The organism is Streptomyces sp. NPDC005576 (assembly GCF_042871745.1).
Taxonomy (GTDB): Bacteria; Actinomycetota; Actinomycetes; order Streptomycetales; family Streptomycetaceae; genus Streptomyces.
Map to the genome: position 1 here is coordinate 226,690 of NZ_JBIAJC010000014.1, position 25,490 is coordinate 252,179.

The 25,490-nt window shown below is 73.2% G+C and carries 21 protein-coding genes; 10 read left to right on the plus strand and 11 right to left on the minus strand.

The features are described 5' to 3' along the window. Positions 1-33 precede the first annotated feature (33 nt). Positions 34-3,729: a DUF4132 domain-containing protein gene (locus ACFYPN_RS25305; protein ID WP_389301222.1), complete on the plus strand. Its 3,696-nt coding sequence runs from the start codon at positions 34-36 to the stop codon at positions 3,727-3,729. Here ACFYPN_RS25305 and ACFYPN_RS25310 read toward each other — a convergent pair. The 6 genes from ACFYPN_RS25310 to ACFYPN_RS25335 all read right to left on the minus strand — a co-directional run bounded on the left by ACFYPN_RS25310 (position 3,711) and on the right by ACFYPN_RS25335 (position 9,950). Then, the gene (locus tag ACFYPN_RS25310) at positions 3,711-5,057 is read right to left on the minus strand and encodes a 6-phospho-beta-glucosidase (RefSeq protein WP_389301225.1); all 1,347 of its coding nucleotides are present in this window, start codon (positions 5,055-5,057) and stop codon (positions 3,711-3,713) included. The two genes, ACFYPN_RS25305 and ACFYPN_RS25310, sit on opposite strands and share 19 nt — an antisense overlap. A 140-nt stretch (positions 5,058-5,197) precedes the next feature. Continuing rightward, positions 5,198-6,706 carry a cytochrome P450 gene (locus tag ACFYPN_RS25315; RefSeq protein WP_358763935.1) on the minus strand — a complete coding sequence of 503 codons (1,509 nt, stop codon included), beginning with the start codon at positions 6,704-6,706 and terminating at the stop codon, positions 5,198-5,200. A gap of 245 nt (positions 6,707-6,951) precedes the next feature. Further along, the gene (locus ACFYPN_RS25320; protein WP_358763933.1) at positions 6,952-7,566 is read right to left on the minus strand and encodes an ATP/GTP-binding protein; all 615 of its coding nucleotides are present in this window, start codon (positions 7,564-7,566) and stop codon (positions 6,952-6,954) included. Further along, positions 7,547-7,918, minus strand: a complete 372-nt coding sequence (locus tag ACFYPN_RS25325) for a DUF742 domain-containing protein (RefSeq protein WP_358763931.1) — start codon at positions 7,916-7,918, stop codon at positions 7,547-7,549. The genes ACFYPN_RS25320 and ACFYPN_RS25325 overlap by 20 nt, the downstream gene beginning before the upstream one ends. Beyond that, positions 7,915-8,322, minus strand: coding sequence for a roadblock/LC7 domain-containing protein (locus ACFYPN_RS25330; protein WP_275491019.1), 408 nt, complete (start codon positions 8,320-8,322; stop codon positions 7,915-7,917). The genes ACFYPN_RS25325 and ACFYPN_RS25330 overlap by 4 nt, the downstream gene beginning before the upstream one ends. Next, the gene (locus tag ACFYPN_RS25335) at positions 8,319-9,950 is read right to left on the minus strand and encodes a sensor histidine kinase (protein ID WP_389301230.1); all 1,632 of its coding nucleotides are present in this window, start codon (positions 9,948-9,950) and stop codon (positions 8,319-8,321) included. The genes ACFYPN_RS25330 and ACFYPN_RS25335 overlap by 4 nt, the downstream gene beginning before the upstream one ends. Before the next feature lie 577 nt (positions 9,951-10,527). Between ACFYPN_RS25335 and ACFYPN_RS25340 the strand changes: the two genes are divergently transcribed. Beyond that, the gene (locus ACFYPN_RS25340) at positions 10,528-11,292 is read left to right on the plus strand and encodes an IclR family transcriptional regulator (RefSeq protein WP_389301233.1); all 765 of its coding nucleotides are present in this window, start codon (positions 10,528-10,530) and stop codon (positions 11,290-11,292) included. Between the two features lie 50 nt (positions 11,293-11,342). On the opposite strand, the gene ACFYPN_RS25345 is transcribed toward ACFYPN_RS25340, so the two are convergent. The 4 genes from ACFYPN_RS25345 to ACFYPN_RS25360 all read right to left on the minus strand — a co-directional run bounded on the left by ACFYPN_RS25345 (position 11,343) and on the right by ACFYPN_RS25360 (position 16,547). Continuing rightward, a complete protein-coding gene (locus ACFYPN_RS25345; protein ID WP_358763925.1) occupies positions 11,343-11,849 on the minus strand; it encodes a MarR family transcriptional regulator in 507 nt (168 codons plus the stop codon). Then, positions 11,846-13,537, minus strand: coding sequence for an FUSC family protein (locus tag ACFYPN_RS25350; RefSeq protein WP_389301236.1), 1,692 nt, complete (start codon positions 13,535-13,537; stop codon positions 11,846-11,848). The genes ACFYPN_RS25345 and ACFYPN_RS25350 overlap by 4 nt, the downstream gene beginning before the upstream one ends. Positions 13,538-13,623: 86 nt before the next feature. Further along, positions 13,624-15,831 carry an FUSC family protein gene (locus ACFYPN_RS25355; protein ID WP_389301238.1) on the minus strand — a complete coding sequence of 736 codons (2,208 nt, stop codon included), beginning with the start codon at positions 15,829-15,831 and terminating at the stop codon, positions 13,624-13,626. A gap of 257 nt (positions 15,832-16,088) precedes the next feature. Continuing rightward, on the minus strand, positions 16,089-16,547 hold the full coding sequence (locus ACFYPN_RS25360) for a MarR family transcriptional regulator (RefSeq protein ID WP_358763920.1): 459 nt from the start codon (positions 16,545-16,547) through the stop codon (positions 16,089-16,091). A gap of 329 nt (positions 16,548-16,876) precedes the next feature. Here ACFYPN_RS25360 and pcaH point away from each other — a divergent pair, with 329 nt between their 5' ends. From pcaH to ACFYPN_RS25380, 4 genes are read left to right on the plus strand one after another with little or no spacing between them, the layout of a single operon-like run. After that, entirely contained in the window at positions 16,877-17,590 is a 714-nt protein-coding gene (gene pcaH / locus ACFYPN_RS25365; RefSeq protein ID WP_389301257.1) for a protocatechuate 3,4-dioxygenase subunit beta, read from the plus strand. Beyond that, entirely contained in the window at positions 17,587-18,156 is a 570-nt protein-coding gene (pcaG, locus tag ACFYPN_RS25370) for a protocatechuate 3,4-dioxygenase subunit alpha (RefSeq protein WP_389301241.1), read from the plus strand. The genes pcaH and pcaG overlap by 4 nt, the downstream gene beginning before the upstream one ends. A 34-nt stretch (positions 18,157-18,190) precedes the next feature. After that, positions 18,191-19,606, plus strand: coding sequence for a 3-carboxy-cis,cis-muconate cycloisomerase (gene pcaB / locus ACFYPN_RS25375; protein WP_389301244.1), 1,416 nt, complete (start codon positions 18,191-18,193; stop codon positions 19,604-19,606). After that, positions 19,603-20,757: an alpha/beta fold hydrolase gene (locus ACFYPN_RS25380; RefSeq protein WP_358763914.1), complete on the plus strand. Its 1,155-nt coding sequence runs from the start codon at positions 19,603-19,605 to the stop codon at positions 20,755-20,757. The genes pcaB and ACFYPN_RS25380 overlap by 4 nt, the downstream gene beginning before the upstream one ends. A gap of 152 nt (positions 20,758-20,909) precedes the next feature. Here the strand turns inward: ACFYPN_RS25380 and ACFYPN_RS25385 are convergent, their stop codons facing one another. After that, positions 20,910-21,752: a phospholipid scramblase-related protein gene (locus tag ACFYPN_RS25385; RefSeq protein ID WP_358763912.1), complete on the minus strand. Its 843-nt coding sequence runs from the start codon at positions 21,750-21,752 to the stop codon at positions 20,910-20,912. A 242-nt stretch (positions 21,753-21,994) separates the two neighbouring features. Here ACFYPN_RS25385 and ACFYPN_RS25390 point away from each other — a divergent pair, with 242 nt between their 5' ends. The 4 genes from ACFYPN_RS25390 (at position 21,995) to ACFYPN_RS25405 (ending at position 25,272) form a co-directional block, all read left to right on the plus strand. After that, on the plus strand, positions 21,995-22,459 hold the full coding sequence (locus tag ACFYPN_RS25390; RefSeq protein WP_358763910.1) for a hypothetical protein: 465 nt from the start codon (positions 21,995-21,997) through the stop codon (positions 22,457-22,459). A gap of 150 nt (positions 22,460-22,609) precedes the next feature. After that, on the plus strand, positions 22,610-23,269 hold the full coding sequence (locus ACFYPN_RS25395) for a DUF3105 domain-containing protein (protein WP_358763909.1): 660 nt from the start codon (positions 22,610-22,612) through the stop codon (positions 23,267-23,269). Continuing rightward, positions 23,266-23,925 (plus strand): DUF305 domain-containing protein, encoded by a 660-nt coding sequence (locus ACFYPN_RS25400; protein WP_389301247.1) that lies wholly within the window; start codon positions 23,266-23,268, stop codon positions 23,923-23,925. The genes ACFYPN_RS25395 and ACFYPN_RS25400 overlap by 4 nt, the downstream gene beginning before the upstream one ends. 102 nt (positions 23,926-24,027) lie before the next feature. Then, a complete protein-coding gene (locus ACFYPN_RS25405) occupies positions 24,028-25,272 on the plus strand; it encodes an ROK family protein (protein ID WP_358763905.1) in 1,245 nt (414 codons plus the stop codon). The last annotated feature ends 218 nt before the right edge of the window (positions 25,273-25,490 follow it).

Below are 25,490 nucleotides of genomic sequence, written 5' to 3' on the forward strand. Positions count from 1 at the left end.
GCGGGCCGTACTGGGGTTGAGGGGGCGGAGCGGATGCGGCGCTGGGAGCTGGTGGAGGGCACTGCGTCGAAGTTCTGGGAGACCGGGGCGGTCGGCGTCGCGGTCACCGTGCGGTACGGCCGCTGCGGGTCCGAGGGCCGCACCCGGACGCAGGAGTACGCCTCCGAGGAGGCCGCGCACGCGAAGGTGCGCAGGACCATAGCGGAGAAGGAGCGCAAGGGGTACGAAGAGGTGGCGGCGTCCGCGTCCGCCCCGACCGCGCCCCTGTCCACCGCCGCGCACCCCCGCGCGGTGCCGGTGACCGCCGTCCCGTCCGGTGCGCCGGGGGCGTCGGCACTGCCGGACGAGGACACCTTCGAACTCCCCCTGAGCTGGCGCCGGGTGCTCTACCCCCGGCGGGGCGGTTGTGTCCGGGCGCTGAACAGGCCCGGCGAGGAGACCCTGGCGCAGGTCGGGGAGCGGATCGCCGCCGAGGCCGCCTGGATCGAGCTGATACTCACCGAACCGGGCTCGGACCCCGTCCTCGTGGACGCGACCCGTGCCTATCTCGCCGGCAGCCCGTCGCCCGTCGGGGCCGCCGCGCTGGCGGCCATCGTCTCCCTCGGGGAAGCGGCTCCTTCGAGCTGGGTGGACACCTGGGTGGCCGAGCACGGTCTGCCGTTCGCCGCCCGTGCGGCGCAGGAGCTCCAGACCATCAAGGCGCACAGCTACCACGCCCTGGGCCGACGGGTGAAGGGTGCCCTCAAGCGGGTCTCCCTCTCCTCATCCATGCACTGGCACCACGGCTCGCTGAACGTGGCCGCCCGGGCCCGTGCCCACATCGCGGCGGCGGACGAGCCCACGTACCGCGCCACCGTGGAAGCGCTGAAAACGGCCCGCGGCGACAGCCACCAGCGGATCACCGCCGCCTTCCTTGCCCCGAGCGAGAAGGAGTGGGTCGACGCCCTCCTGTCCGAGCCGGCCGTGCTCGCCGAGGACCACTACGTCCTGCAGCGCATGGTGCTCTGCTCCCTGACGTCGGCCGATCAGCTGGCCCGGCTGTCGTACCGTCCGGACCACACCCTCGCCGTGATCGCGACGCTCGCCGACGGCCTCGGGACGGCCGTCGCACCGATGCTCAGGAAGTACCTCGACCACGGCCCGCACTACTCCGACGGCGTCAAAGCGGTCTCCGCCGCGCTCACCGAACTCCCCACCGACGAGGCATTCAACGTCCTCCTGCACCACAAGGAGCTGAAGCAGGTCCGCGCGGCGCTGCTCGACGCGATGCGCCGCTACCCGGTGCGGGCCCTGCGGCTGCTCTCGGCCGACGTCCGATACAACACCGACACGAGGTCGCGCGCCTCGCGCCAGTTGCTGCACGCCCACATCAACACCCACCGTCCGCTGGTGTCCGCTCTCCTGCCGACGCTGCCCGACGGTCTGGCGGAGGTGGTGGGCCCGCTGCTGAACCCGGTGTCCCGCTTCCCCGAGGCGTCCCTCGCGTCCCTCTCCCCCGATCTCACGCGGCCCCCGTGGGTCCGCCCGCGCGTCGGCGCCGCCACCGTGGTGAGCACCGCCGGGGTCACTCTCCCCGCGCCGGAGCTGCGCTGGCTCCCGGGCGAGGAGGAGGAGTGGGCGCGCTGTTCCAGCTGGTACACCCGCCCCCAGCACGACGGCGACTACGAGAAGGTGTTCTCCTCCCAGCTCGAAGGGCTGAACAGCACCGGACTGCGGCCCGCGTGGATCTTCCTGCACGCGCCCGTGGAGCGCGTCGCCCCGGCCCTCGCCACCTGGGGGCCGACGGACCTCTGGGACGGGGCGGACACCCTCCGGCCCATCGTCGCCCGCTTCGGGATCGACGCCCTGCCGCTCCTGCTGCGCACCGTCCCCCGTCAGCCCAGCACCATGGCGACGCTGTTACTGCCGTTCGCCGACGCGGCCGTCGCCCGGCACATGGCGGACTGGGCGGCCCGGTTGAAGTCCACCGCCGCGACGACCCGGACGTGGTTCGCGCGCCACGGCGCCGCGGCGGCGGTGTTCCTCGTACCGGACGCGGTCGGCGTGCCCGGTGCCCCACGGCGTGCGGCCGAACGCGCGCTGCTCCAGATAGCGGCGGTGCACGGCGAGCGGACGGTCCGTGAGGCGGCGGTCCGGTACGGCGCCGAAGCGGTGCGGTCCGTCGAGGCGCTGCTGGTCAGCGACCCGCTGGAGCGCGCGCTGCCCGAGAAGCTGCCGGTCCTGCCGAACTGGGCGGAGCCGGCGCTCCTTCCCCAGCTCCTGACGCCTACCGGCGAGGCGCTGCCCGCCGAGGTGGTGCGCAACGCCCTGACGATGTTCGCGCTCTCCCGGCCGGGCGAGGTCTACCCGGGTGTCGCCGCGCTGCGCGAGGCCACGGCTCCGGCCTCGCTGGCCGAGTTCGCCTGGGCCGTCTTCGAGCAGTGGCTCGACGCGCGCCTTCCGGCCAGGGAGTCCTGGGCGCTCTACGTCCTGGGCGAGGTCGGGGACGACGAGACCGTCCGGCGGCTCACCCCGGTCGTCCGCGCCTGGCCGGGCGAGGGCGCGCACCACCGGGCGGTCGAGGGGCTGGACGTGCTGGCGGCGATCGGCAGCGAGACGGCACTGATGCAGCTGCACGGCATCGGGCAGCGGGTGAAGTTCAAGGCTCTGAAGACCCGCGCCCAGGAGAAGATCGCCGAGGTGGCCGCGGTGCTGGGACTCACCGCCGAACAACTGTCGGACCGGTTGGTGCCGGACTTCGGGCTGGACGCGGACGGCTCGACGGTCGTGGACTACGGGCCGCGCCGGTTCACCGTCGGCTTCGACGAACGCCTCGCTCCGTACGTCCTGGACGGTACGGGGAGACGGCGCAGGGATCTGCCGGCCCCGGCGGCCCGGGACGACGGGGATCTGGCCTCGGAGGGACGCAAGAGGTTCCTGGCGCTGAAGAAGGACGTCCGTACCGTCGCCTCCGGACAGGTGCGGCGCCTGGAGACCGCGATGGTCTCGGGCCGGTCCTGGACGGCGCGGGAGTTCCAGGACCTGTTCGTCGTCCATCCGCTGGTGGGGCACCTGGTCCGGCGGCTGGTGTGGCTGAACGAGTCGCGGAGCGCGACGACGGCCTTCCGGGTGACCGGGGACCGGACGTTGGCCGATGTGCGCGACGACGTGTTCGTGCTGCCCGCGGGCAGTTCCGTCCGGCTGGCCCACCCGCTCCGCCTCGGCGACGGGCTGAAGGCCTGGACCGAGCTCTTCGCCCGCCGGGAACTGTCCCAGCCGTTCCCGCAACTGGAGCGCGCGGTCTTCGCGCTGACGGACGAGGAGCGGACGAGCAACCGACTGGCCCGCTTCGAAGGCCTCACCGTGCCCACCGCCGCCGTGCTGGGCCTGGAGCGGCGCGGCTGGGAGCGGGGCGCGCCGCAGGACGGCGGGGTCGAGGGGTGGATCTCCAAACGCCTCGGCGAGGACCTGTACCTGGTCATCGGCTTCTACGAGGGCATCGTGGCCGGCTCTCCGGATGCCTTCCCCGATCAGCGGCTGGAAGCGGTCTGGCTCGGCGACCGGCCCGGCGACCACTGGCCGCACGGGACGTACAACCACCTGTTCGGCGGCTTGGACCCGGTGACGGCGTCCGAGGCGCTCGCCGACCTGACGGTGCTCGGGGGAGTCCGTCGGGCCCCGGCCGTCGACGGTCCGGCCGGAATCTCCGGCCGGACCGTCACGGTGGGGGGTCAGGGCCGGTCGAGGTAGGCCAGTTGGGGGTGGACGCCGGTGTACGCGTCGAGCAGTTCGCGGGCCACCTGGACGGAGTCCACGAGCGGGTGCAGCGCGAACGCCCGTACGGCGGCCGATCGGGACCCGCTGTCGGCCGCTTCGAGCACGGCGCGTTCGACGGCCTTCACCGAGGTCACCAGCCCGGCCGCGTGGTACGGCAGCGGGCTGACGGCCACCGGATGGGCGCCGTTGGCGTCGACGAGGCAGGGCACTTCGACCACGGCGTCCGCGTCGAGCACCGAAAGGGTGGTGCCGTTGCGGACGTTGAGGATGAGGCAGGTGCGCTCGTTGCGGGCCACCGCCCGCATCAGGGCGAGGGCGACCTGTTCGTAGCCGCCCGGCTCCAGGTCGCTCGCGGCGCGGTCTCCGGCGCCCGCCACCTCGCGGTTCTCCGACATGTAAGTGGCTTCGCGCTCGGCGCGGGTGCGGTCCCAGGTGGCCAGGGGCGGTGTGCCGGGTTCCCGCATGCGCGCGTAGAAGCCCTGCTGCTGCTCGCGGAGAAAGGCGCCCCGGGTCAGCTCCGCCTGCTGGTAGGCGCGGACGGCCTCGCGGTTGAAGTAGTAGTAGTGCAGGTACTCGTTGGGGACCGCGCCGAGCGACCGGATCAGGTCGGTGCCGAAGAGCTTGCCCTCCTCGAAGGAGCCGAGCAGAGTCTCGTCGGCGAGCAGCCGGGGAAGCTCGTCCCGCCCGTTCACGTGCAGGCCCTGGACCCAGCCGAGGTGGTTGAGGCCCGCGTAGTCGACCCACGCGCGGTCCGGGTCGGCGCCCAGGACGCGGGCGATGCGGCGGCCCAGTCCCACGGGGGTGTCACAGATGCCGACGACCCGGTTCCCCAGGTGCCGGGACATGGCCTCGGTCACCATGCCCGCGGGATTGGTGAAGTTGATGACCCAGGCGTCCGGCGCGAGCCGTGCGATGCGGCGGGCGAGGTCCACGGCGACAGGAACGGTGCGCAGCCCGTACGCGATGCCGCCCGCCCCGACCGTCTCCTGCCCCAGCACCCCGGCGTCCAGGGCCACCCGCTCGTCGGCGGCGCGGCCGGCGAGGCCGCCGACCCGGATCGCCGAGAAGACGAAGTCCGCGCCCTTCAGAGCCTCGTCGAGGTCGGTGGTGGCCAGGACGACGGGTGCGTCCGGCACCCCCCGGGCCTGTTCGTCCAGCACCCGGGCGACGGCCGTGAGGCGGTCGTGGTCCGTGTCGTAGAGGGTGACCCGGGAGACGCGGCCCTCGGCGTGATCGCCGAGGAGCGCCCCGTACACCAGAGGGACCCGGAATCCGCCACCGCCAAGAATTGTCAGCTTCACGCTGCTCGATGGTACGGGCCCGGCCCCGGCCCGCCGGGAGGCGAGGGGTGGCGGGCCGGGACCCGGACTCGCCGGACGTGCCGGGGGCCGACCCGGCACGTCACGTTCGGGAGCGGTCCCGGCGCCCCGGTGTGCGTCGGTCAGTAGCCCTTCCACCAGGTGGAGACTGCGTGCCACAGGCGGCCCGTGGCACTCTGCGTGCGCTGCTCCGGGATCACCGGGGCCGGCTCGCCGTCGGCCGGGGGCGCGGCGGTCTCCTGGCCTCCGGCGGCCCGGCCGGCGGCTTGCGGCGCCGGGGACGAGATCTCCCAGTCGTTGCGGGGGCCGGAACGGGCGGCCATCGCCGTCATGGGTTCGTCGTCGATCTCCTGTTGCGGGCTGGGCGCGAACCGGACCGGGAGTTCGGTCAGATGGCGCGACATGATGTTGCCGATCCAGCGCAGTTCGCTCTCGTCCACAGCGAGTTCGAGGTCGGGCAGCCGCATCAGCAGCGCGTCGACCCCGACATCCGCGATGGCGCGGCCGATGTCCTGGCCGGGGCATTCGTGGGGGCCACCGCTGAAGGCGAGATGGGCGCGGTTGCCCTCCATCCCGGCGCTGAGGTCCGGCCGGACGGCGGGGTCGCTGTTGGCTCCCGCGATGCTGATGAGCATGGCGTCGCCGGCCTTGATCTGCTTCCCGCCTAGCTCGGTGTCGCCGACCGCCCAGCGGCCGAAGACCGCGGAGAAGGGGGGCTCGTCCCAGAGGGTCTGCTCCACCGCCTCGGGGACGGTCATGTGGCCGCCGCTGAGCCGCGCCCGGAAGCGGGGGTCGGTCAGCACCATCCGGATCACGTTGGCGATCAGATTCGCGGTGGACTCGTACGCCGCGATGAGGGTCAGCCGCAGGTGTTCGATGACCTCGATGTCGCTCATCGTGGCGGGGTGCTCGACGAGCCAGCTGGCGAAGTCGGACTCCGGTGCGCCGCGGCGGCGCTCCACGAGGCGGGTGAGCACGCCGACGACGTACGCGTTGCTGGTGACGGCGGTCTCGGTGCCGCGCGTCATGTCGCGGGCGGCCTGCACCAGCCGGTCGTCGTACTCCTCGGGCATCCCGAAGATCGCGCACATGACCATCATCGGCAGGTGTTCGGCGAACTGGCTGACGATGTCCGCGGTGCCCTTGAGACAGAAGTCGTTGACGAGCCGGTTGCTGAACCGGTTGATGTGGCGCCGCACGCCGCGGGTGTCGATCCGGCCCATGCTGTCCGTGATCGCGCCGCGCTGGCGTTCGTGGGTCGCGCCGTCCGCGAAGACGCAGATGGGCTGATAGGTGAAGATCGGCGCGAGGGGGTGCTCCGGACCGACGCTGCCGTCCTGCAGGGCGCGCCAGCGCCGGGAGTCGCGGGAGAACTGCGAGGGGGTCCTGGTGACGTGGAGGCTCTCGCTGTGGCCGAGGACGAGCCAGGCGGGTACGTCACCGTGGAGCAGCACCGGGGCGACGCTGCCGTGTTCGGCGCGCAGCTTCTCGTTCAGCCCGACGACATCGTTCTCCACCTCCGGTCCGTAGTAACGGCGCAGCCCGCCGGCGCCGGCGCCGTGGGCGGGGCATCCGGGCGGCGGGGCGGCTCCCGTCGGCGCTCCGGGGTCGTGGGAGAAGGGGGTTGTCACAGTGGCTCCAGGGATGAGGCTTCACAGGGGTCGCGCGGGAGGGACGTGCGGGCGGAGGTGGGACTGCGGCTGTCCGGCGGACCGCGGCCGGGCTCACGTGCCCGGTCCAGTACCTCGTCCGGTGCCTCGCGTCGGGCGACGCGCGGCACCGGACCCGCGATCCGGGCCGATCCGCCGGATTCCCCGGCGCCGCGCGGCTTCCGTCCCGGGCGGCCGGCCGGACGGTCCGGCCGGCCGCCCGAACGTCATACGAGAGGTACGGCCAGGCTGTGCAGGTAGCGCATGAGCGTCATCAGCACGTCCCGGCTGGACGTCCGGAGCCGCGCGTCGCAGTCGATCATGGGGACTTCGTCGGGCAGGTCGAGCGCCCGCCGCAACGACTCGACCGGATGGTGCGGGGCGTCGGGGAAGGTGTTGACGGCGACGACGAACGGCACCCCGCGCTCCTCCAGGCGTCCGATGACGTCGAAGCTGGTTTCGAGGCGGCGGGTGTCGATCAGCACGACGGCGCCGAGTGCGCCCTCGAAGAGGCCGTTCCAGAGGAACCAGAATCGTTCCTGGCCCGGCGTGCCGAACAGGTAGAGGATCAGCTCCTCGCTGAGGCTGATCCGGCCGAAGTCCATGGCGACGGTGGTGGAGGTCTTGCTCTCCACCCCGGCGTTGTCGTCGACGCCGACGCCGGCCTGCGTCATGGTCTCTTCGGTCGTGAGGGGCCGGATCTCACTGACCGAGCCGACCATGGTCGTCTTGCCGACCCCGAACCCACCGACGATCACGACCTTCACCGCGGCGGTGGCCGTGGTGGGCAGGACGTCCTCGGTACGGGGGCCGGTGATCGTGTCAGAGCTTCTGAAGTCCATGCATCACCGCTTCGAGAAGGGACCTGTCGGGGAGGGTGGCGCGGACGATGGGTGCCCGCGATTCGATCAGTTCGGTCGCGAGTAATTCCGTCAGGAGGGAGGTGACGACGCTGAACGGGAGGCCGAGATACGCGGAGATCTCGGCGACCGACAGAGGTGCCTGACAGAGCCGCAGGATCGCGGCCTGCTCGGGCTGGAACGTCGGTGAGGGTTCCGCATGGGCAACGACCATGGTGACCAGGTCGAGCGCTGCCCGCTCGCTGCCGTCAAGATCGCCGGTGATGACGTACAGGCGCTCGGGATCATTGAGCGCCGGGTCGGCATTGCGGCGTTCCCGTCGGGGAGCGTTCATCCGGCCTGCCCGTCGTGGCGCGGCGGGCTGGTCAGATGGGCCCCGATCCGGACGACCATGTCGCGCATGCGCGCGCCGACGAGCCCGGCGTCGACCGTCTCACCGGCGAGCACCGCGAGGTAGGCACCCGTACCGGCCGCCATCAGGTAGAAGAACCCGCCGGTCACCTCGATGACGACCAGCTTCATCAGCCCGTCGCTGTAGGGGATTTCGGAGGCCACGGCGGCGGCCAGACTCTGTAGTCCCGCGCAGGCGGCGGCCAGCCGGTCGCCGACGTCCGGGTCGCCGCCGTGCATGGCGATCCGCAGTCCGTCCGAGGAGAGCACCACGATCTGGTGGATGCTCGGAACGTCGTCGGCCAGCTCCTTGAGCATCCAGTCCATGTTTCCCCGCTGCTGGATCACTTGAGGTCTCCCTTGTCCCACGCGTCGTCAGAGTCTTCGCCGTTCTTCGGGTCGTGCGGCACGCCGTTGACGGCCTTGGTGAATGCCTCCAGCCAGAGGCCGGGGGGCTTCTCCACGCCGCCGGCGCGGCCGTCGGCGTGCGGGGCGGCGCCGTTGAGGGATCCCGGAACGCCCTCGGTCGCAGGCGCCTGGGTCTGCTGCGGGAGGTTGTGCGAGCCGAGCGGGGCGCGGCCCCTGCTGCGGCGCTGGGGCAGGCCGTTCTCGGTCCACTCGGTCACCACGGGGGCCTCGTCCTCCATGGCGGCGGCGGGCGCGGCCGGGCGCGCGGACGCGGCCGGCGTGACGACTGCCGAGGGCACCGGGCCGGTGGCCGCGACCCGCGCCTTGCGCTTTCCGGCGGGGGGGACGACGTGCTGGAGCTGCGACATGTCCAGCGAGCTGGTGGGCCGCGAGGTGGCACCGATGCCGTGGGCGATGCCGGGTGCGGGCCCGGTGGTGATCATGTCCCGGGGCACGATGAGTACGGCCCGGACGCCGCCGTACGCGGACTGGCGCAGCGATACCTGGAGTTGGTACATGCGCGACAGCCGGCCGACGACCGCCATGCCGAGGCGCGGGGACTCGCCGAGGTCGTTCATGTTGATGCCGGCCTGGGCCTGGGCGAGCATATTCTCGGCCCGCGAGCGGGCCTCCTCGCTGAGGCTGACTCCACCGTCCTCGATCTCGATCGCGATGCCCGTCTGCACCTCGACCGCGGTGACGTGCACGCGGGTCTGCGGCGGCGAGTAGCGCGTGGCGTTGTCGAGGAGTTCGGCGCAGGCGTGGATGAGCGGCTCGACCGAGGTGCCGACGATGGCGACCTTGGCGATCGAGTGCAGATCGACGCGCTGGTACTCCAGGATGCGGGACATCGCACCCCGCAGCACGCTGAACAGCGGCACGGGCTTGGGCCACTGGCGGCTGGGCCGGGCACCGCCGAGCACGGCGATGGAGTCGGCGAGGCGGCCGATCAGAGCGGTTCCGTGGTCGATGCGGAGCAGGTCGTCGAAGACCTCGGGGTTGCGCCCGTAGTGGTCCTCCATCTCCCGCAGTTCGCTCGCCTGGCGGTGGACGATGGCCTGCACCCGCCGGGCCACGCTGACGAAGGCGCGCTGCGCGGAGTCACGCCGGGCCTCCTCGTCGTCGATGATCTGCAGGACGGTGTGGACCAGCCGCCGCAGCGCCTTCGGGAGGTTGCGGTAGGACTCGTCCCCGTCCACCACCTCCCGCATGACCTCTTCCGGCGAGTTGCTCGCCCGCAGCATCCTGATGGCGGCGGGCATCAGTTCCTTGGTGAGCCGCACGGTCTCCTGGTCGTGTGCGGCGATGCGCAGTTCCAGCTGGGCGATGCGCTGTTCGTACTGTGCGCGCAGGACGCGTGTCTCGCGCTGTCGGCGGTTCAGTGCGACGGCGAGCGCACCGACCACGACGGCGGCGAGCGCGCCGCTCACGGCGAGTGGTATCCGCGCGGCGTCCGTGACCAGCGTGATGCCCAGCGCGCAGGCGCCGGCGACCAGCACGACGGGCAGGAGGAGTACGCGGACGACGGGGATCCGTCGGTCGGTCGGTGGTGATTCAACACGGACCATCTAAAAACCCTCTGGCGGTTGATTCCGGGATGTATGCCCACAGGTGCTGACACTCATGAACATGTGCGCGAATTGGTGCCAACTCGGCTTCACTGCGCGTGAGCTTAGCCAGATCGGAACAGGGGGTCGGCACATTCACCCAACGCCCTGCGCGCATCTTCCGGGGGTAATACACTCGCCAGTTTTCGCACTCAACGCTTCCGGACGTGCGCGGATAGTGACGATTGACGCCGAACGGGCCGGATTCCGAGCTGTCGTACCGCACAGCGGTACGAAGGCGTACGGAGCATCGTGAGAACCGACCGTAATCACCCCGGGCGACAGAACTCTTTCATGGGGCAACCCGGCGCAGGTGGCGGCACGTACGGGACGAGAGGCTCTAAGCTCGCCGCCGGGACGGCCTCACTCGTCCGTCCCGCAGAGCAGTACGTACGCACACACACTCGAAGTGAATCGAAAAGGGCGTATTCACGCCTCGCGGAAGAGTGGCGGGCGAAATCGCCCGGATTGACGGCCGGTGAGGACCGTCCGTCCCTCCGCACGGCCGCGGCGAGTACCGGACGAGAGCGAGCACCCCATGGCATCGGCGCCGGACTACACCATCGAGTCGCTGGACACCGGGCTGCGGCTGATGCGGCTCTTCCTGACCCACGACACGCTCACCGTCAGCGAGGCCGCCGAGCTGTTGGAGGTGGGGCGTTCCACCGCGCACCGGGTGCTCACCACCCTGGAGGGCCGGGGGTTCGCCGGGCGCGACGCGTCGGGGCGGGGATACTCGGCGGGGCCGGAACTGATGAGGCTGGGCCGCCCGGCGGGGTTCGGTGCCGCCGTCCGGGAGCGGGTGGCCCGGGTTCTGGACGTCGCCGTCCGGCGTACCGGGGAGACGGTCCAGGCGGTCGCGCTGATCGGGGACCGGATCATCGTGACGGACGGGCGGGAGTCCCCGCACCCCGTGCGGGTGCGGCCGGGGGCGGGCCTGACCCACCCGGCGCACGCGACGGCCGGCGGCAAGATGCTGCTCGCCCCGATGACGTCCGGGCAGGTCTGCGCCCTCTATCCGGACGAGAAACTGGAACCGGTCACCGCGCGCACCCTCGCTTCCCGCACCGCGCTGCTGGCGGAGCTGGAGGGTGTCCGCGACCGGGGTCACGCGGTGAGCGCGGGCGAATCGGCGCGGGGCATGAACGCCGTCGCGGTGCCGCTCTCCGGGTCGGGCCCGCGCGACCGGCTCGCCCTGGTGGCTTCGGTGCCCGCAGACCGGGGGGACGAGGCCGAGCTGGACGAACACGCCCTGCGGCTGCGGCAGTCGGCGGCGACGCTGGAGCGGCCGGCTGACGGCTGACGGCCGACGGAGGGCAGGCGGGCGGGGCGGCGGGTCGCGCGCCGCGCGCCTCAGCGCCCGGTGCCGCCCAGGCGCCCCTCCAACTGCACCAGCAGTTCGCTGAGCTGGGCGCTGAGGCGGTCGCGGGCCGGCTCGTCCAGCCCGGCCAGCACCGTGCGTTCGTAGGCGAGTTGCTGGGGCAGCAGCCGGTCGACGAGGCCGCGTCCCTCCTCGGTGAGGCGGACGCGGGCGACCCTGCGGTCCCGGTCGTCGCCCCGGCGCTCGATGAGACCGCGTAGCTGGAGGGCGCGCAGCCGCTTGGTCACGGCGGCCCCGGAGGAGAACGTCTCCCGGGCGAGTTCGCCGGGGGTGAGTTCCCGGCCGGTACGGCGTACCGCGCCGAGCAGATCGAACTCCGCGCGGTTCAGCCCGGCGGCGCGCAGCGGCGCGTCCTCGGCCTGCTGGAGGAGTGCCGCGCAGCGGTTGATCCGGCCGATCAGCTCCATGGGCCCGGTATCGAGACCGGGGCTCACCGCCTGCCACTGCCGTACCACCGAGGCCACGATGTCGTCGCTCACACCGCTCCGTTCTCCGGGGCGAGGGAGATGAGCCCTTGCCGTTGTGCCGTCGCGGCGAGCGTACGGTGTCCGGCCCGCTCCGCCGCGACGAGATCCTCCTCCGGCAGGGCGCGCTGCCACCACTCCCCCGCGGCGGTGTCGCCGGCCTCGCGCAGTTCGACCAGGGAGGCGGTGAGGCCGCGGCGGGACGCGTCGAGCTCGGCGGGCCCCGCGGCACTGTCGGCGAGGACGCGTACGGCATGGGCGCGGGCCCGCTCGGCGGCCTCCAGGGCCCGTTCGACCCGGCCGGTGGCCCGGCGGTTGGTGACCAGTACGGCGGCGAGGAAGCCCACGACGGCGCCGACCACGGTGTCGATGACCCGGTCGCCGATCAGTTCTCCGGCGGGGTGGGTGCCGCCGAACTCGATGACCAGGAGCGCCATCGGAGTGACCGCGATCGATCCGAGCCAGTAGTTGCGGGTGATGAGGGCCTCGGCGGCGAAGTTGAAGCAGAGGCAGCAGGCGATCAGCAGCAGCGGGCTCACCCGGCTGAGCGGGAGGACCGCGGCGAAGACGAGGACTCCCAGCAGGTTGCCGAGCGTGCGCTGGAGGGCCCGGTTCCAGGAGAGGGTGACGTTGGCCTGGTAGAGGGAGGCGGCGGTGACGATGGCCCAGTAGGGGCGGCCGACCCCGAGCGCCTCGCAGGCGTACCCGGCGAGGGCGCAGCCGATGAGGGTACGGACGACGACGGGCAGCACGTGGGAGCCGGGGCCGAGGCGGCGCAGCAGCTCGCCCCTCGTCGTACGGGCCCGGCGGCCGGCGCGTTCGGCGTCGATGCCGTAGAGCTCCGCGGTGGTCCCGGGTGCGGCCGGCGGCTCCGGGACGGGTCCGCGCGCCCGGGTCAGCGCGGCCCACTCGCGCAGGTGCGCCGGGTCGGCGGCGGCGCGGTGGCCGGAGGGGGAGCTTTCGGCGAGCGCGGCCTCGGCGTGCACGACGAGGCGTTCCAGCGCCCGGCGGGCGGGGGTGGCCCGGCCGGAGGCGAGCAGTGTCTGCCAGGCTCCGTGCACCGCCGCGGCGGCGGCGGCGCGGGTGCGGGGGCCGGGGTCGGCGACACAGGCGGCGGCCGCGTCCAGGGCCCGCGCGGTGGCGCGGCGTTCGGGTCCTTCGCGGCGCAGCAGGGCAGGGCCGACGGTGACGCACCAGGAGAAGGCGCCGGCGGCGAGGGTGAGCGCGAGGTGACCGGGCACCTGGCCGAGGTGCTGGGGTGCAAAGAGGGCCGCGGAGGTGACGAAGGTGAAGATCACGTGCCCGGGCGGCCCGATGCGGGACGCGTCGCAGAGCGCCTTCTGCACGGCGGCGAGCAGGGCGCCCACGGCGATGAGGATCGCGGTGGAGTCGGTGAGCGAACCCACCACCAGCGACACGGCCAGCCCGGCGATCATGCCGACGACCACGCGTGCGACGGTCCCGGCGCGACGGGCGTAGGGGAGGGCGTGCCCGTACAGGGCGCAGAGTGACCCGGCCATCGTGTACATCACGAGGTCCAGCCGGTCCACGGCGAAGAGCAGCAGGTTCGGCACGAGGGAGGCGACGACCACGCTCAGCGCCGGCTTGAACCAGGTGTCCGAGGGGTGGTTGAGGCGGAGGGCCGCCTTCAGGGGAAGGCTGCGGACCGAGGGGCGCCGGGGAAGGGTCGTTGTCTCACTCACCCATTTACTTTAACAGGTATTACACCTGTAAAAGGTATTCTCGCTCCCGCAGTCCTCCCACAGGCGCCGGACGGCCACGGCCGCGGCTACGGGGGGCCGGGCTCCGGTGGGCGTCTTCCGGGCGGGCCGGGCTCCGGCGTCCGCTCCCCCGGCGTCTCATGTTCCGGCGGCTCCAGTGCTGCCTCGATCCGCGCGAGCTGACGGCCGAGGCTCGTGATCCACACCTCCAGATCGACGGAGGGCGGGACCGCCGGCCTCCCCACCGGGGGCTCACCACACCTCGGACCGGCCGGGGCGGCCCGTTGGTCGAGCCGGGCGGCGATGCGTCCGGCAGCCCTCTCCACGGCGGCAGCACTCTGCCGGGTCCACGTGTCCGGCGGCGCCGGGGCCGCCGGACGCAGCCCGAACAGGGGCAGGCGGTGCGCGCCCCACACCATGTCGTCGGCCGTGACGAGCAGCGCGTGCCAGTCGGGCTCGGCCTCCTTCGCGACGGCGTCCCCCCTCGTGGCGGACGCCTCGGTGCCGTACTGGGCGTACGCCGCTTCGGCGAGACGCATCCGGTGCAGGCTCGGCAGGGTTCCGGGTACGGTCCGCTCTCCCGGCGGGGAGGTCAGCAGTGCCTCGGCGGTGCCGGGGACGAGCGCGCCGCAGGAGCGCAGCAGCCCGGCCATGGTCCGCCGCACCTCGCGCCGGGCCCCGGCCGGCCACGCCAGCAGCCCGCAGAGCAGACCGATCGCGCTTCCGGTGACGACGTCGATCATCCGCGCCTCCGAGAGGCGCCAGGTGACGGGCGAGATCTGGGCGAACGCGGTGGCGACGACCAGCGTGAAGAACCCCTGCTGACAGGCGATCCCCAGCATCGGCCCGCCGAAGAACCCCAGCAGCATCAGAGGGGCGAGCAGCGCGGCGTACGTCTGGGTGACCGGGCCGATCCCGATCAGCAGCGCGCCCGCCACCACGGCCCCGGCGGCGTTGCCGGCGACCGCTCGGCGGACCGCCCGCCACGTGGCGCCCACGGTGGAACGTCCGAGGGTCAGCACGGCGAGCAGCACCCAGAACCCGTGGGTCAGGTCGAGGGATCCGGCCACCAGCCGGGCGGCCGCGAGGCCCAGCGAGGTCCGCACGGCGTTCTGGAAGAGCACGGAGCGGAGGGTCGTGTTGCCGAGGACGCGCCGGGCCCACAGGTCCGGTGTGGCCCGCTCCGCGTACCAGAACATCGCCCGTGGGGCGGGGCCGCGAACCGGTACGCCGCTGTGCGCGATGCCCAGGGCGATCCCCGCGACACGGGCGGCCTCGGCCGCCGCCAGCACCGGGGACTGCCCGCGGAGCAGGGCGGTCGGGGAGTGCGGGGAGCCCGGAGCCTGCCTCACGGCCGGCCGTGAGGGGGTGGCGTCCGGTGGCCCGGCTTCCAGGCGGACGCGCTCCGCCTGGAAGCTCCGCATCGCGTGCTCCAGGGGTTCGGGCGCCGGTGGACGGGTCCCCGTGCGCAGGGCTCGCGCGCACTCCTCGCACAGCTCTCCGACATGGCCGAGCAGCACCGCGGACGCCGGATCGCGCTCACTCGGACGCGCCTCGGCGAGGGCGGCCAGTTGGCCGAGGAGGCGGCGTACGGCGCGGCCCGCCTGCTCCAGCGCCCGGTCGGTGCGGCCCGCTCCGGCGGGGCGCTCCGCCGGCGGCACGCGGGACAGCCGCATCGTCGCTCCGGCCTCGCGCAGCCGCTCGGGCGGCGTGTCACCGGCGAGGGCCTCGTGTCCCGCGACCCCGAGCGCGGCGGCCAGCCGTTCCCGGTAGGTCGGGGCCGCCGGGTCGGGCAGCAGGATCTCGCAGGCCGCGAGGAGGAGCAGGCCGATGCTCAGCCCGGCCAGCCGCTCCAGGAGCGTGTGGGGCGCGTAGGGAGGGAAGCAGGCCAGGATGTAGAAGAGCTGGAGGCCGGGTCCCACGCCGGCCGCACGCGGTCCGCCCACAGCCGCGAACGCCAGGACGAAGCCGATGACGAGCATCCCGCCGGTGGCCGCCCAGGTGTTCACCGCGAGCAGCGTCCCCAGGGTCGCGGCCGCCAGGGCCGGCGGGATGACCCGCAACGTGACGGCTGCCTGCTGGCGGCCCGAGCCGGGAACGGTGGAGAGCAGGCCCACGGCGATGGGCGCGAAGAGCGCGTACAGGGCGGTGACCGGCAGGCCGGCGGCGTACAGCGCGGGGTAGAAGCCGAGGCTCGCGGCCACGGTGACCCGGACGGATCTGCGCAGGATCGCGGCCCGCTCCGCCCCGGCGATCACCCCGGCACTTCCCCGCATCCCGCACCCCGCGCACCGGACCGGGGCACGGTCGCCGGTGCGCCCCGGAGGGTGCGTGGCGGACGGGGCGGGCGGTTCCGCATGCGGGGCCCTCCTTCGCTGGCGCTGCCGGCGGCACCTGGGCGGGGCGGCCCCGTCCCGCACCGGAACGACCGGCGCATCCGGTCGCCCCGCCATTGTCGACCGCCGCCCGGTCACCCGCTCGCGGTGCCGGGCGCCGTTCCGTCGGTCGGACCCGGGCCGGTCCGCCGGGTACGTCAGACCACGGGCGGGTCCGCCGGGGTGCGCAGGGTCTCGGCCGCGTCCGACACCCTGCGCAGCAGGTCGAGGAAGACGCCCTGCTCGTCGGGGGAGAGCGGACCGAGGAAGACCTGGTTCATCCGGGCCGCCCGCAGCGCCACCTTGCGGTGCGTGCGCGTACCCGCCTCGGTGAGACGCAGCACGGACCGCCTGCCGTCCTGCGGATCGCGGACCTTGTCCAGCAGCCCCCGGCCCAGCAGCCGGGTGACGAGGTCGGCGATGGTCGAGCGGTCCAGGCCTATCCGCTCCCCGGCCGTGCGCTGGTCGAGTCCGGGCTGGGACATCAGCGTGTTGAGGAGGGCGAACTGCGGCGAAGTGATCTCCTCGGAGACCATCGTGGTCCAGAGCAGGTGGTGCGCCTGCTGGAAGCGCCGGGCCAGGTGGCCCGGATGGGTGCTCAGATCGACCGCGGCCACGGCCGCCTCCCCTGCTCGTCCGTCGCCCGTCTGCGGATGCCCCGGCGACCCTGGTGGTGGCAACCGTGTCGGCGGCAACCGATGGCAGTAGTGCGAGCCTGCCAAAAAGCAGTGTACTGAGGGTATTGACCCCCTTCAACTCTCCTGGTTAGCTCCGGAGTCGTCAGGAATTACTCCGTGCACTGATCAAATGCACCCCACCTCAGACCACCGCCCGACCAGCACGTCCGAGCAGCACCCACGTGCGGCACGGACGGTCCGACCCCGGAGTCACCATGGTTTCCACACCCCTGCCCGACGGCCTGGACCAGTCCGTGATCGACCGGGCGATGGATCTGGCCGAGGCCGCGGAACGCGTCGGGCACCACCCGCCGCGCGACTATCCGCCGTACCGGAGCAGTCATCTGCGCCATCCCCACCGGTCCCCGATACCCGTCCGCGACCCGGAGGCGGTCGAACTGTCCGGGCCGGCCTTCGGCGTCAGCGACGTCACGGCACTGGACAGCGACCTCACCCAGCAGCACCACGGGGAACCGCTGGGCGAACGGATCACCGTCAGCGGGCGGCTGCTGGGCCGGGACGGGCGTCCGGTACGCGGCCAGCTGATCGAGGTCTGGCAGGCCAACGCCTCCGGGCGGTACGCCCATCAGCTCGACCACCATCCGGCGCCGCTCGACCCGAACTTCACCGGTTTCGGGCGCTGTCTGACCGACGACGAGGGCGCCTACACCTTCTCCACGATCAAGCCGGGGGCCTACCCGTGGCGCAACCACATCAACGCGTGGCGCCCCGCCCACATCCACTTCTCCCTCTTCGGCACGGCGTTCGCGCAGCGACTGGTCACCCAGATGTACTTCCCGGGCGATCCGCTCTTCGCCCACGACCCGGTCCTGCGGTCCGTCACGGACACCGCCGCACGCGCGCGGCTCGTCTCCGCCTACGACCATGATCTGTCCGTACCCGAGTGGTCCCTGGGCTACCGCTGGGACATCGTCCTGGACGGCCCGTCCGCCACCTGGATCGAGGAAGGCCGCGACCGATGAGCCTCGCACCGACACCCTCCCAGACCATCGGCCCGTTCTACGGGTTCGCGCTGCCGCTGCCGGACGGCGGTGACATCGCCCCGGCCGGGCACCCCGACACCATCACGGTGCGCGGCCTGGTGCTCGACGGAGCCGGGGCTCCCGTGCCGGACGCGGTCGTCGAGACCTGGCAGCCGGCTCCGGACGGATCGCGCACCGGGCTGCCCGGTTCCATGCGCCGCGATCCCGTCACGGGCCGCAACGCCGGGCGCAACGGCGTGGACTTCACCGGTTTCGGCCGGGTCTGCACGGACGCGGACGGCCAGTGGTCGCTCCGGACACTGCCGCCGGGCGGCGTCCCCTATCTCAGCGTCGTCGTCTTCGCGCGCGGCCTCGTGCACCACCTCCACACCCGGGTCTATCTCCCGGACGAGCAAGGGGCCGCACCCCAGGGCGATCCGCTGCTGGAGTCGCTGGACGAGGGGCGCCGCGCCACGCTGATCGCGAAACCCGCGGGGCACCGCACGTACCGTTTCGACATCCGCCTGCAGGGCGAGGACGAGACGGTCTTCCTGGAGTTCTCCTGATGCACCAGCACCGCACGGCCCTCCTGGAGTTCTGATGCACGAGCACGACACCGGCCCGCACTCAACCGGCCCGCTCCACACCGCCCCGCACGACACCGGCCCACTCGACACCGGCCCACTCGACACCGGCCTGCTCGCTCCCGGGCGGGCCGGTTCCCCCGCCGAGGCCGCGACCGGCGACGCGGCCTTCCTGCGGGCACTGCTCGACGCAGAGGCCGCCCTCACACGGGCCCAGGTCTGCTGCGGGCTCGCTCCCGCCGAGGCGGGGCCCGCGGTGACCCGGGCCGCCGACCCCGCGCTCTTCGACCCGCGGGATCTCGCCCTGCGAGCCCGTTCCGGCGGCAACCCGGTGATCCCGCTGGTGGCCGACCTGCGCGCGGGGGTGGCCCCGGAGCTGCGCGGTCACGTCCACCGGGGCGCGACCAGCCAGGACATCATGGACACGGCGGCGATGCTGGTGGCCTCGCGCACCCTGGCCCTCGTCGTGGACGACCTCGGGCGCACCACCGCCCGGCTGGGCGTGCTCGCCGCCGAGCACCGGGAGACCCCCATGCCGGGGCGGACGCTCACCCAGCACGCCGTACCGACGACGTTCGGCCTCAAGGCCGCCGGCTGGCGCGCGCTGCTGCTCGACGCCCGGGACCGGCTCGCCGCCGTGACCGTGTCCCTTCCGGTGCAACTCGGCGGTGCGGCAGGCACCTTGGCCGCACTCGGGCCGCAGGTCCCCGAGGCGCGGGACCCGGCGTCCGCGTTGGCCGTCGTCTCGGCGTACGCGTCCGAACTGGGCCTGGTCGAGCCCCCGTTGCCGTGGCACACCCTCCGCGCCCCGATCGGCGATCTCGCCGGGGCACTGGCGTTCACCGCGGGCGCACTCGGCAAACTCGCCGTGGACGTGCTGACCCTGGCCCGTACCGAGATCGGCGAGGTGGCCGAGGGGTCGGGCGGCGGGTCTTCCGCGATGCCGCACAAGGCGAACCCGGTCCGCGCCACGTTGATCGCGTCGGCCGCCCGCCGCGCACCGCACCTCGCGGCGACGCTCTACGGCTCGCTCGCCGCCGAGGACGAGCGTCCCGCCGGTGCCTGGCACGCGGAGTGGGAGCCGCTGCGCGACCTGCTCCGGTTGGTGGGCGGATCGGCCCGGGACGCCGTTGAACTCGTTTCCGGCTTGCGGGTCTTCGCGGACGTCATGCGCGAACACCTCGACCTGACGCACGGGTTGATCGTCTCGGAGCGGCTGGCGGCGGTGGCCGCGGACCGGATCGGCCGCACCAGGGCCACCGAGCTGATGGCACGGGCGACCACCACCGCACGCGAGCGGGTGCTCCCACTCGCCGAAGTCCTCGACGGGGAAGCCGCGTTCGCCGGACTCGACCTCCTGGCCCTCACCGATCCCACCCGGTACACCGGCTCCGCCGGCCCGCTCACCGACCGCGCCCTGGAGCGCCGATGACCCCGCACACGCACCCCGTACCGTACTTCCGCGAGGACGGGGCGCCCGACGCGCCGCCCTTGCTGCTCGGGCCGTCGCTCGGCACGTCCACGGCCCTCTGGGACGCCGTCGTACCCGGCCTCTCGACGGTGCACCGGGTGGTCCGCTGGGACCTGCCGGGACACGGCGGTTCCCCGGCATGCCTGATCGGCCCCGGGGCGACGGTAGCCGATCTCGGCCACTTGGTCCTCTCCCTCGCCGACGCGCTGGCGCTGCCCCGCTTCTCGTACGCGGGGGTCTCCCTCGGCGGCGCGGTCGGGCTCTGGCTGGCGGTCCACCACCCCGGGCGGATCGACCGCCTGGCGGTGGTCTGCTCGTCCGCGCGCTTCGGCGCACCGGAGCCCTGGCGGGAGAGGGCCGCGCGGGTACGCGAGTCGGGCACCGGGCCGGTGGCAAAGGGGGCGGAGGCACGATGGTTCACCCCGGGGTTCACCGTTCCGGCGCTGCTGGACGATCTGCGTGCCGCCGATCCGGGGGCGTACGCGGCGTGCTGCGACGCTCTCGCCTCGTACGACCTGCGTCCGCTGCTCCCCTCGATCGGCGCTTCCACCCTCGTCGTCGCGGGCCGCGAGGACCCCGCGACGCCACCGGCGCACGCCCGGGAGATCGCGGACGCCGTTCCCGGCGCGACCCTGCTGGAGCTGCCGGGCGCCTCGCACCTGGCGCCCGCCGAACGCCCGGAGCCGCTCGTACGGGCCCTGCGGGCGCACTTCGCCGCCGAGGAGGAGGACGGGCTCGCGTCGCGCGGGCTCGCGGTGCGCCGGGAAGTGCTCGGCGATGCGCACGTGGACCGGGCGCGGAGGGCCACCACGCCGTTCACCGCACGGTTCCAGGACTTCATCACCCGGTACGCCTGGGGCGAGATCTGGACCGACCCGACACTCCCCCGCCGGGAACGCAGCCTGATCACGCTCACCGCACTCGTGGCCCACGGCCACCTGGACGAACTGGCCCTGCACGTCCGGGCGGCGGTGCGCAACGGGCTCACGCCCGAGGAGATCGGCGCCGCGCTGCTCCAGACCGGGGTGTACTGCGGGGTGCCCGCGGCGAACGCCGCGTTCCGGGTCGCCGCAGGGGTGCTCGCGGAGTTGGCGGAGGAGGAACAGGCCTGAGACGCCCCGGCCGGGACCGCCGAGGGCCCGCGCCCGCCCGCCGAAAACCCCGCATCCGCCGGAGAACGCCGTGCCCGTCCCGTCCCGGAAAAAAACGCCGGTGCTCCGGACGCCTCATGCGTACGGAGCCCCGGCGTCGGCGTCGGTGTGACTCAGCCGAGTCCGCGCGAGTCCTGCTTGAGGGCGGTGTCCACGGTGAGCGCCGTCGCGACGACGAGGCTCAGCATCGGCTCGGGCAGTTGGTAGTGGATCTGGAGGACGTAGTTGTCCGCCGTGGTGAAGAGCGTCTTGGCGAGCCCTTCCCAGGTCTTGGTGATCCGGGCGACCTCGGCGTCGTTCTGGTCGACGATCGCGAAGTTCCAGGCGCGCCAGTTCTCGGCCTTGATCGCGCCGACCTTCTGACCGTCCGCCATGATCGCGAAGTTGATCTTGCCGAACGCGTTCTGCTGGACGATCTCGCCGACCGTCTGCCCGTCGGGGCGCTGGACGATCACCCGCGACTTGATGAACTTGGCGGGACGGGTCAGCAGCAGCTGCGGCTGACCGTAAGCGTCCCGGATCTCCAGGCGGTGCGTCAGGAACTGGTCCCAGCTGGACACGAAGCGCAGCACCTTGCGGAACGCGCTCTGTCCCACCTGCACGACCGAGCCGAGGGTCGCGCCCTGCTGGTCGAAGACGCGGTACTCGTTCGTCACCTCGATCAGCTTGGCCTTCTGGTTCACCACCAGGACCTGCTGGTTGAAGAGCGTTCCGGCGCTGATCTGGCCCGGCTGAGCGGCCTGGACGGGTGCCTTCTGCTGCTGGGGCACGGCCGCTTGCAGGGCCGGGGCCTGCACGGCGGCGGCCTGCGGGGCGCCGGCCGGGGCCGTGGGCTGGGCGCCTGCGGCGGGGTGGGTGTGCTCGGTCCACCGGGAGCCGTCCCAGTAACGGAGCAGCTCCGTGGCGCCGTGCGGATCAGGGAACCAACCCGCAGGTATGTTCGAAGTCGTGGTCACCGAGGCACACTATCCCGCGACAGGACTGCGGGCACATTCTTGAAATTTCACATACCTATACTGTGGTGGCGATGACCAGGCTGAGGGCACCGGAGGACGCACGAGCGGATGCCGAATCCGCCGGTGCGCGTCCACCGTCTCCGTCACCGGCCGGTCGGGCAGGTGCCGTACCGCGGCGGGCCCGCGGGGCGAACGCCGCGTTGTCGCGGGCCGGTCGGGCCTGGGCGGTGTTCCCACGGGCCGTGCTGTCGCGGGCCGGTCGGGCCTGGGCGGTGTCGCCGCGGGCCGTGCTGTCGGCGGTGCTGATCCTGCTCTGCTGTTCCGTCGGCGCGAGCGCCGCGGCGGAGGCCGGTGCGATGCCGGCACCGGGCGCCCCGACGGAACGTACGGCCGCCGACGGTGTCGCCACCGCCCGCGCCACGGCGACGACTTCGGCCACCCTCACCCTGGCACACCCGGCCGGGACCTCCGGGCTCCCGGAGGTACGCGCCTACGCCCCGGGCGGCCACGGGCTCGGCAGTTCCTGCCACGGCTCCCCGGGGTGCGCGGCGGCAGCCCTGCCGCCCGCCCTCGCGTCGCCCCTCGCGCTGCCGCACCCCGACGGCATCGGCCCCTCGCCGAGCCCGGGCATCACTCCCATCCGGGGGCCCTCGGACCACGCCACGCAGGCCGTCGACCGCCATCGCCTGCAGATCCAGCGGACGTGAGCCCCCGGCGACGGCAACCCCCCGGGCCGCGACCAGGGCCTCCCGCCGCCACGAGCCCGACAAGAAGCTCCTGCGAGGCGTTCCCCGGCCCGCCCGGCCTCCCTAGCCCCTGCGTGCCTTCCGTCAATGCCGAATTCCGAGGACTCTCCCATGACTTCCACCCAGAACCAGAACTCCCCCTCCTCCGCCTCCTCCGCGCGACGCGCCAAGCTGGAGGAGGCGCGGCGCAAGGAGCGTGGCCGTGAGCGCCGCGTCAGGATCCTCACCATCTCGGCCTCCGTCGTGGTGGTCGCCGCCCTGGTCGTCGGCGGCGGCTACCTCGTGACGAAGTCGGACGACAAGGACAAGGCCGAGGCGAAGGCCAAGACCAGCGCCATCGCGGGTGAGCGCAGCTGGGACAAGCTCACCCAGAACCACGTCCAGAAGCCCGTCGACTACCCGATGAACCCGCCGGTCGGCGGCGACCACAATCCGGTCTGGATGAACTGCAATGCCGACGTGTACACCGAGGCGATACCGAAGGAGAACGCCGTCCACTCCATGGAGCACGGCGCGGTCTGGGTCACGTACAACAGCAAGGCCGCGGCGGCGGACGTGAAGGCGCTCACCGAGCGGGTCAAGGCCACCCCGTACTCACTGATGAGCCCGTTGGAGGACCAGGCGGACCCGCTGATCCTGAGCGCCTGGGGCAAACAGGTCACCGTCACGAGCGCCACCGACCCGCGGGTCGCGCAGTTCTTCACCAAGTACGTCCAGGGCGCGCAGACGCCGGAGCCGGGTGCCGCCTGCACCGGCGGGATCGCGAAGTGACGAGCGCCGGCCGCACGGTCGGAACACGGCGGCTGGCGGTGGCCGGTGTCGCCGTGCTGCTGCTCGCCCTGGGGCTGGTGGCGCTGATGGTCGTCCGGCCGTCTTCCGCATCCTCCTCCGGCTCCGCCTCCCCGGCCGGGCGGTCGGCGCCCGCGGACGGCTCGGTGGACGCCGGTTTCGCCCGGGACATGTCCGTACACCACCAGCAGGCCGTCGAGATGTCGTTCATCGTCCGGGACCGCACGGACGACGAGGACGTGCGCCGGCTCGCGTACGACATCATCAACACGCAGGCCAACCAGCGCGGCATGATGCTCGGCTGGCTGGAGATGTGGGGGCTGCCCAAGAGTTCGGCCGTCCCGCCGATGCGGTGGATGGGCCACACGGTCACGCCGCACGACGGGGCGCTCATGCCCGGGATGGCCACCGACGCGCAACTGGACGCGCTGCGTGCGGCGAAGGGCCAGGAGGCAGAGATCCTCTATCTGCGGCTCATGACCGCTCACCACACCGCGGGGGCCGAGATGGCACAGGCGGCGGCCGACTCGGCCACGACCGACGCGATCAGGAACCTGGCCACGGGCATGGTCCGCGGTCAGCGGTCGGAGATCGCCCTCATGGCGGACATGCTCCACGCGCGCGGCGCGAGGCCCTGACGTCGCGGGAACACAGGAGCGGGGAGCCGGGCGGACGGAGCGGGATGCGCGCTCCCGGCTCCCCACCCGGTCGCACCCGCCATCGCATAGGCTCGGGGCGATATGAAGAACCACCTCACGCAGCTGGGCCCCAAGGCCGACAAGGACACCGTCCGTCGGCACAACCTGAGCCTCGTGCTCCGTGCCGTCCGCGACGAGGACGAGACCGGCGAGGCGACCAGGGCCGGTGTGGCGGCCCGTGTGGGGCTCACGCGCGCGGCGGTCTCCTCGCTGGTCGAGCAGTTGCTGGAGACCGGTTTCCTCACCGAGTCCGGCAAGACCTTCAGCGGTCAGGCGGGGCGCCCCGGCACCGCGCTCAAGGTCGCCCGTACCGGGCCCGCGGGCATCGGCGTGGAGGTCAACATCGACTACGTCTCGGTGTGCGTCGTCGACCTCGCGGGCACCGGGCGGGTACGGCAGACGGAGCACCTGGACAACCGGGGAGAGCCGCCCGAGGAGGTTCTGGTCCGCGCCGCCCGGATCGCCGCGCGGACCCTGGACTCGGCCCGCGAGCAGGAACTCGACCCGGTGGGCGCGGCGCTCGCCCTGCCGGGCCTCGTCTCCGGCGGCGCGGTGCGCCAGGCCCCCAACCTCGGCTGGAACCGCGTCCCGGCGGAGCGTCTCTTCGCCGAGGCGCTCGCCGTACTGAGCCCGGGTCTCGGCCCGCTGCCCGTCAGCTCGGAGAACGAGGCGAATCTGGCGGCGCTGGCCGAGCTGTGGTTCGGCGGTCTCGGTGACGTGCGCAGCTTCCTCTATCTGACGGGCGAGATCGGTGTCGGTGGCGCTTTGGTGATCGGGGGTGAGCTGCTGCGCGGCGCGCACGGCTTCGCCGGGGAGATCGGCCACGTGGTGGTGGACCCGGCGGGCCCCGAGTGCAGGTGCGGCTCGCGCGGCTGCCTGGAGCAGTACGCCGGTCAGGCGGCGCTGCTGCGGGCCGCGGGCATAGAGGGGGCCGGCGGCGGTGCGGCGGTGGTCGAGCTGGAGCGCAGGGTGCGCTCCGGCGACGCGCGCGCCGAAGCGGCGGTCGGCGAGGCGGGCCGGATGCTGGGACGCGTCCTGTCGGGCGCGGTGAACCTGATCGACCCGGACGCGGTGGTGCTCGGCGGGATCTACCGCGGTCTGATGCCATGGCTGGCGGGCCCCGCCGACGAGGAACTGACGGGCCGGGTGGTCTCCGGCCTCTGGTCGCGGGGCAGCGGCAGGCTCCGGGCGTCCTCGGTGGCCGGGGACGCCGCGCGCGGCGCGGCGGCCCTGGTGATGCAGGACGTACTGGCCGACCCGGTGGCGTACGCCGGCCGGGGGCGGTGAGACGGGGGGTACGGGCCGGTAGCACCGCACACGGACCGGCAGGGGCCGGGCCGTCCCGCCGGACGGCCCGGCCCCTGCCGGTCGGCGCATCGCGAGCCGCGATGCGGGGGTGTCGCTGGAACCCTGGGGGTCAGCGGACGCCGAGGAGGTGGTCCAGGGCGAGCTGGTCGAGGGCTTCGAAGGCCATGGAGCGCTGGGCGGCGGCGTCGACGTCGAAG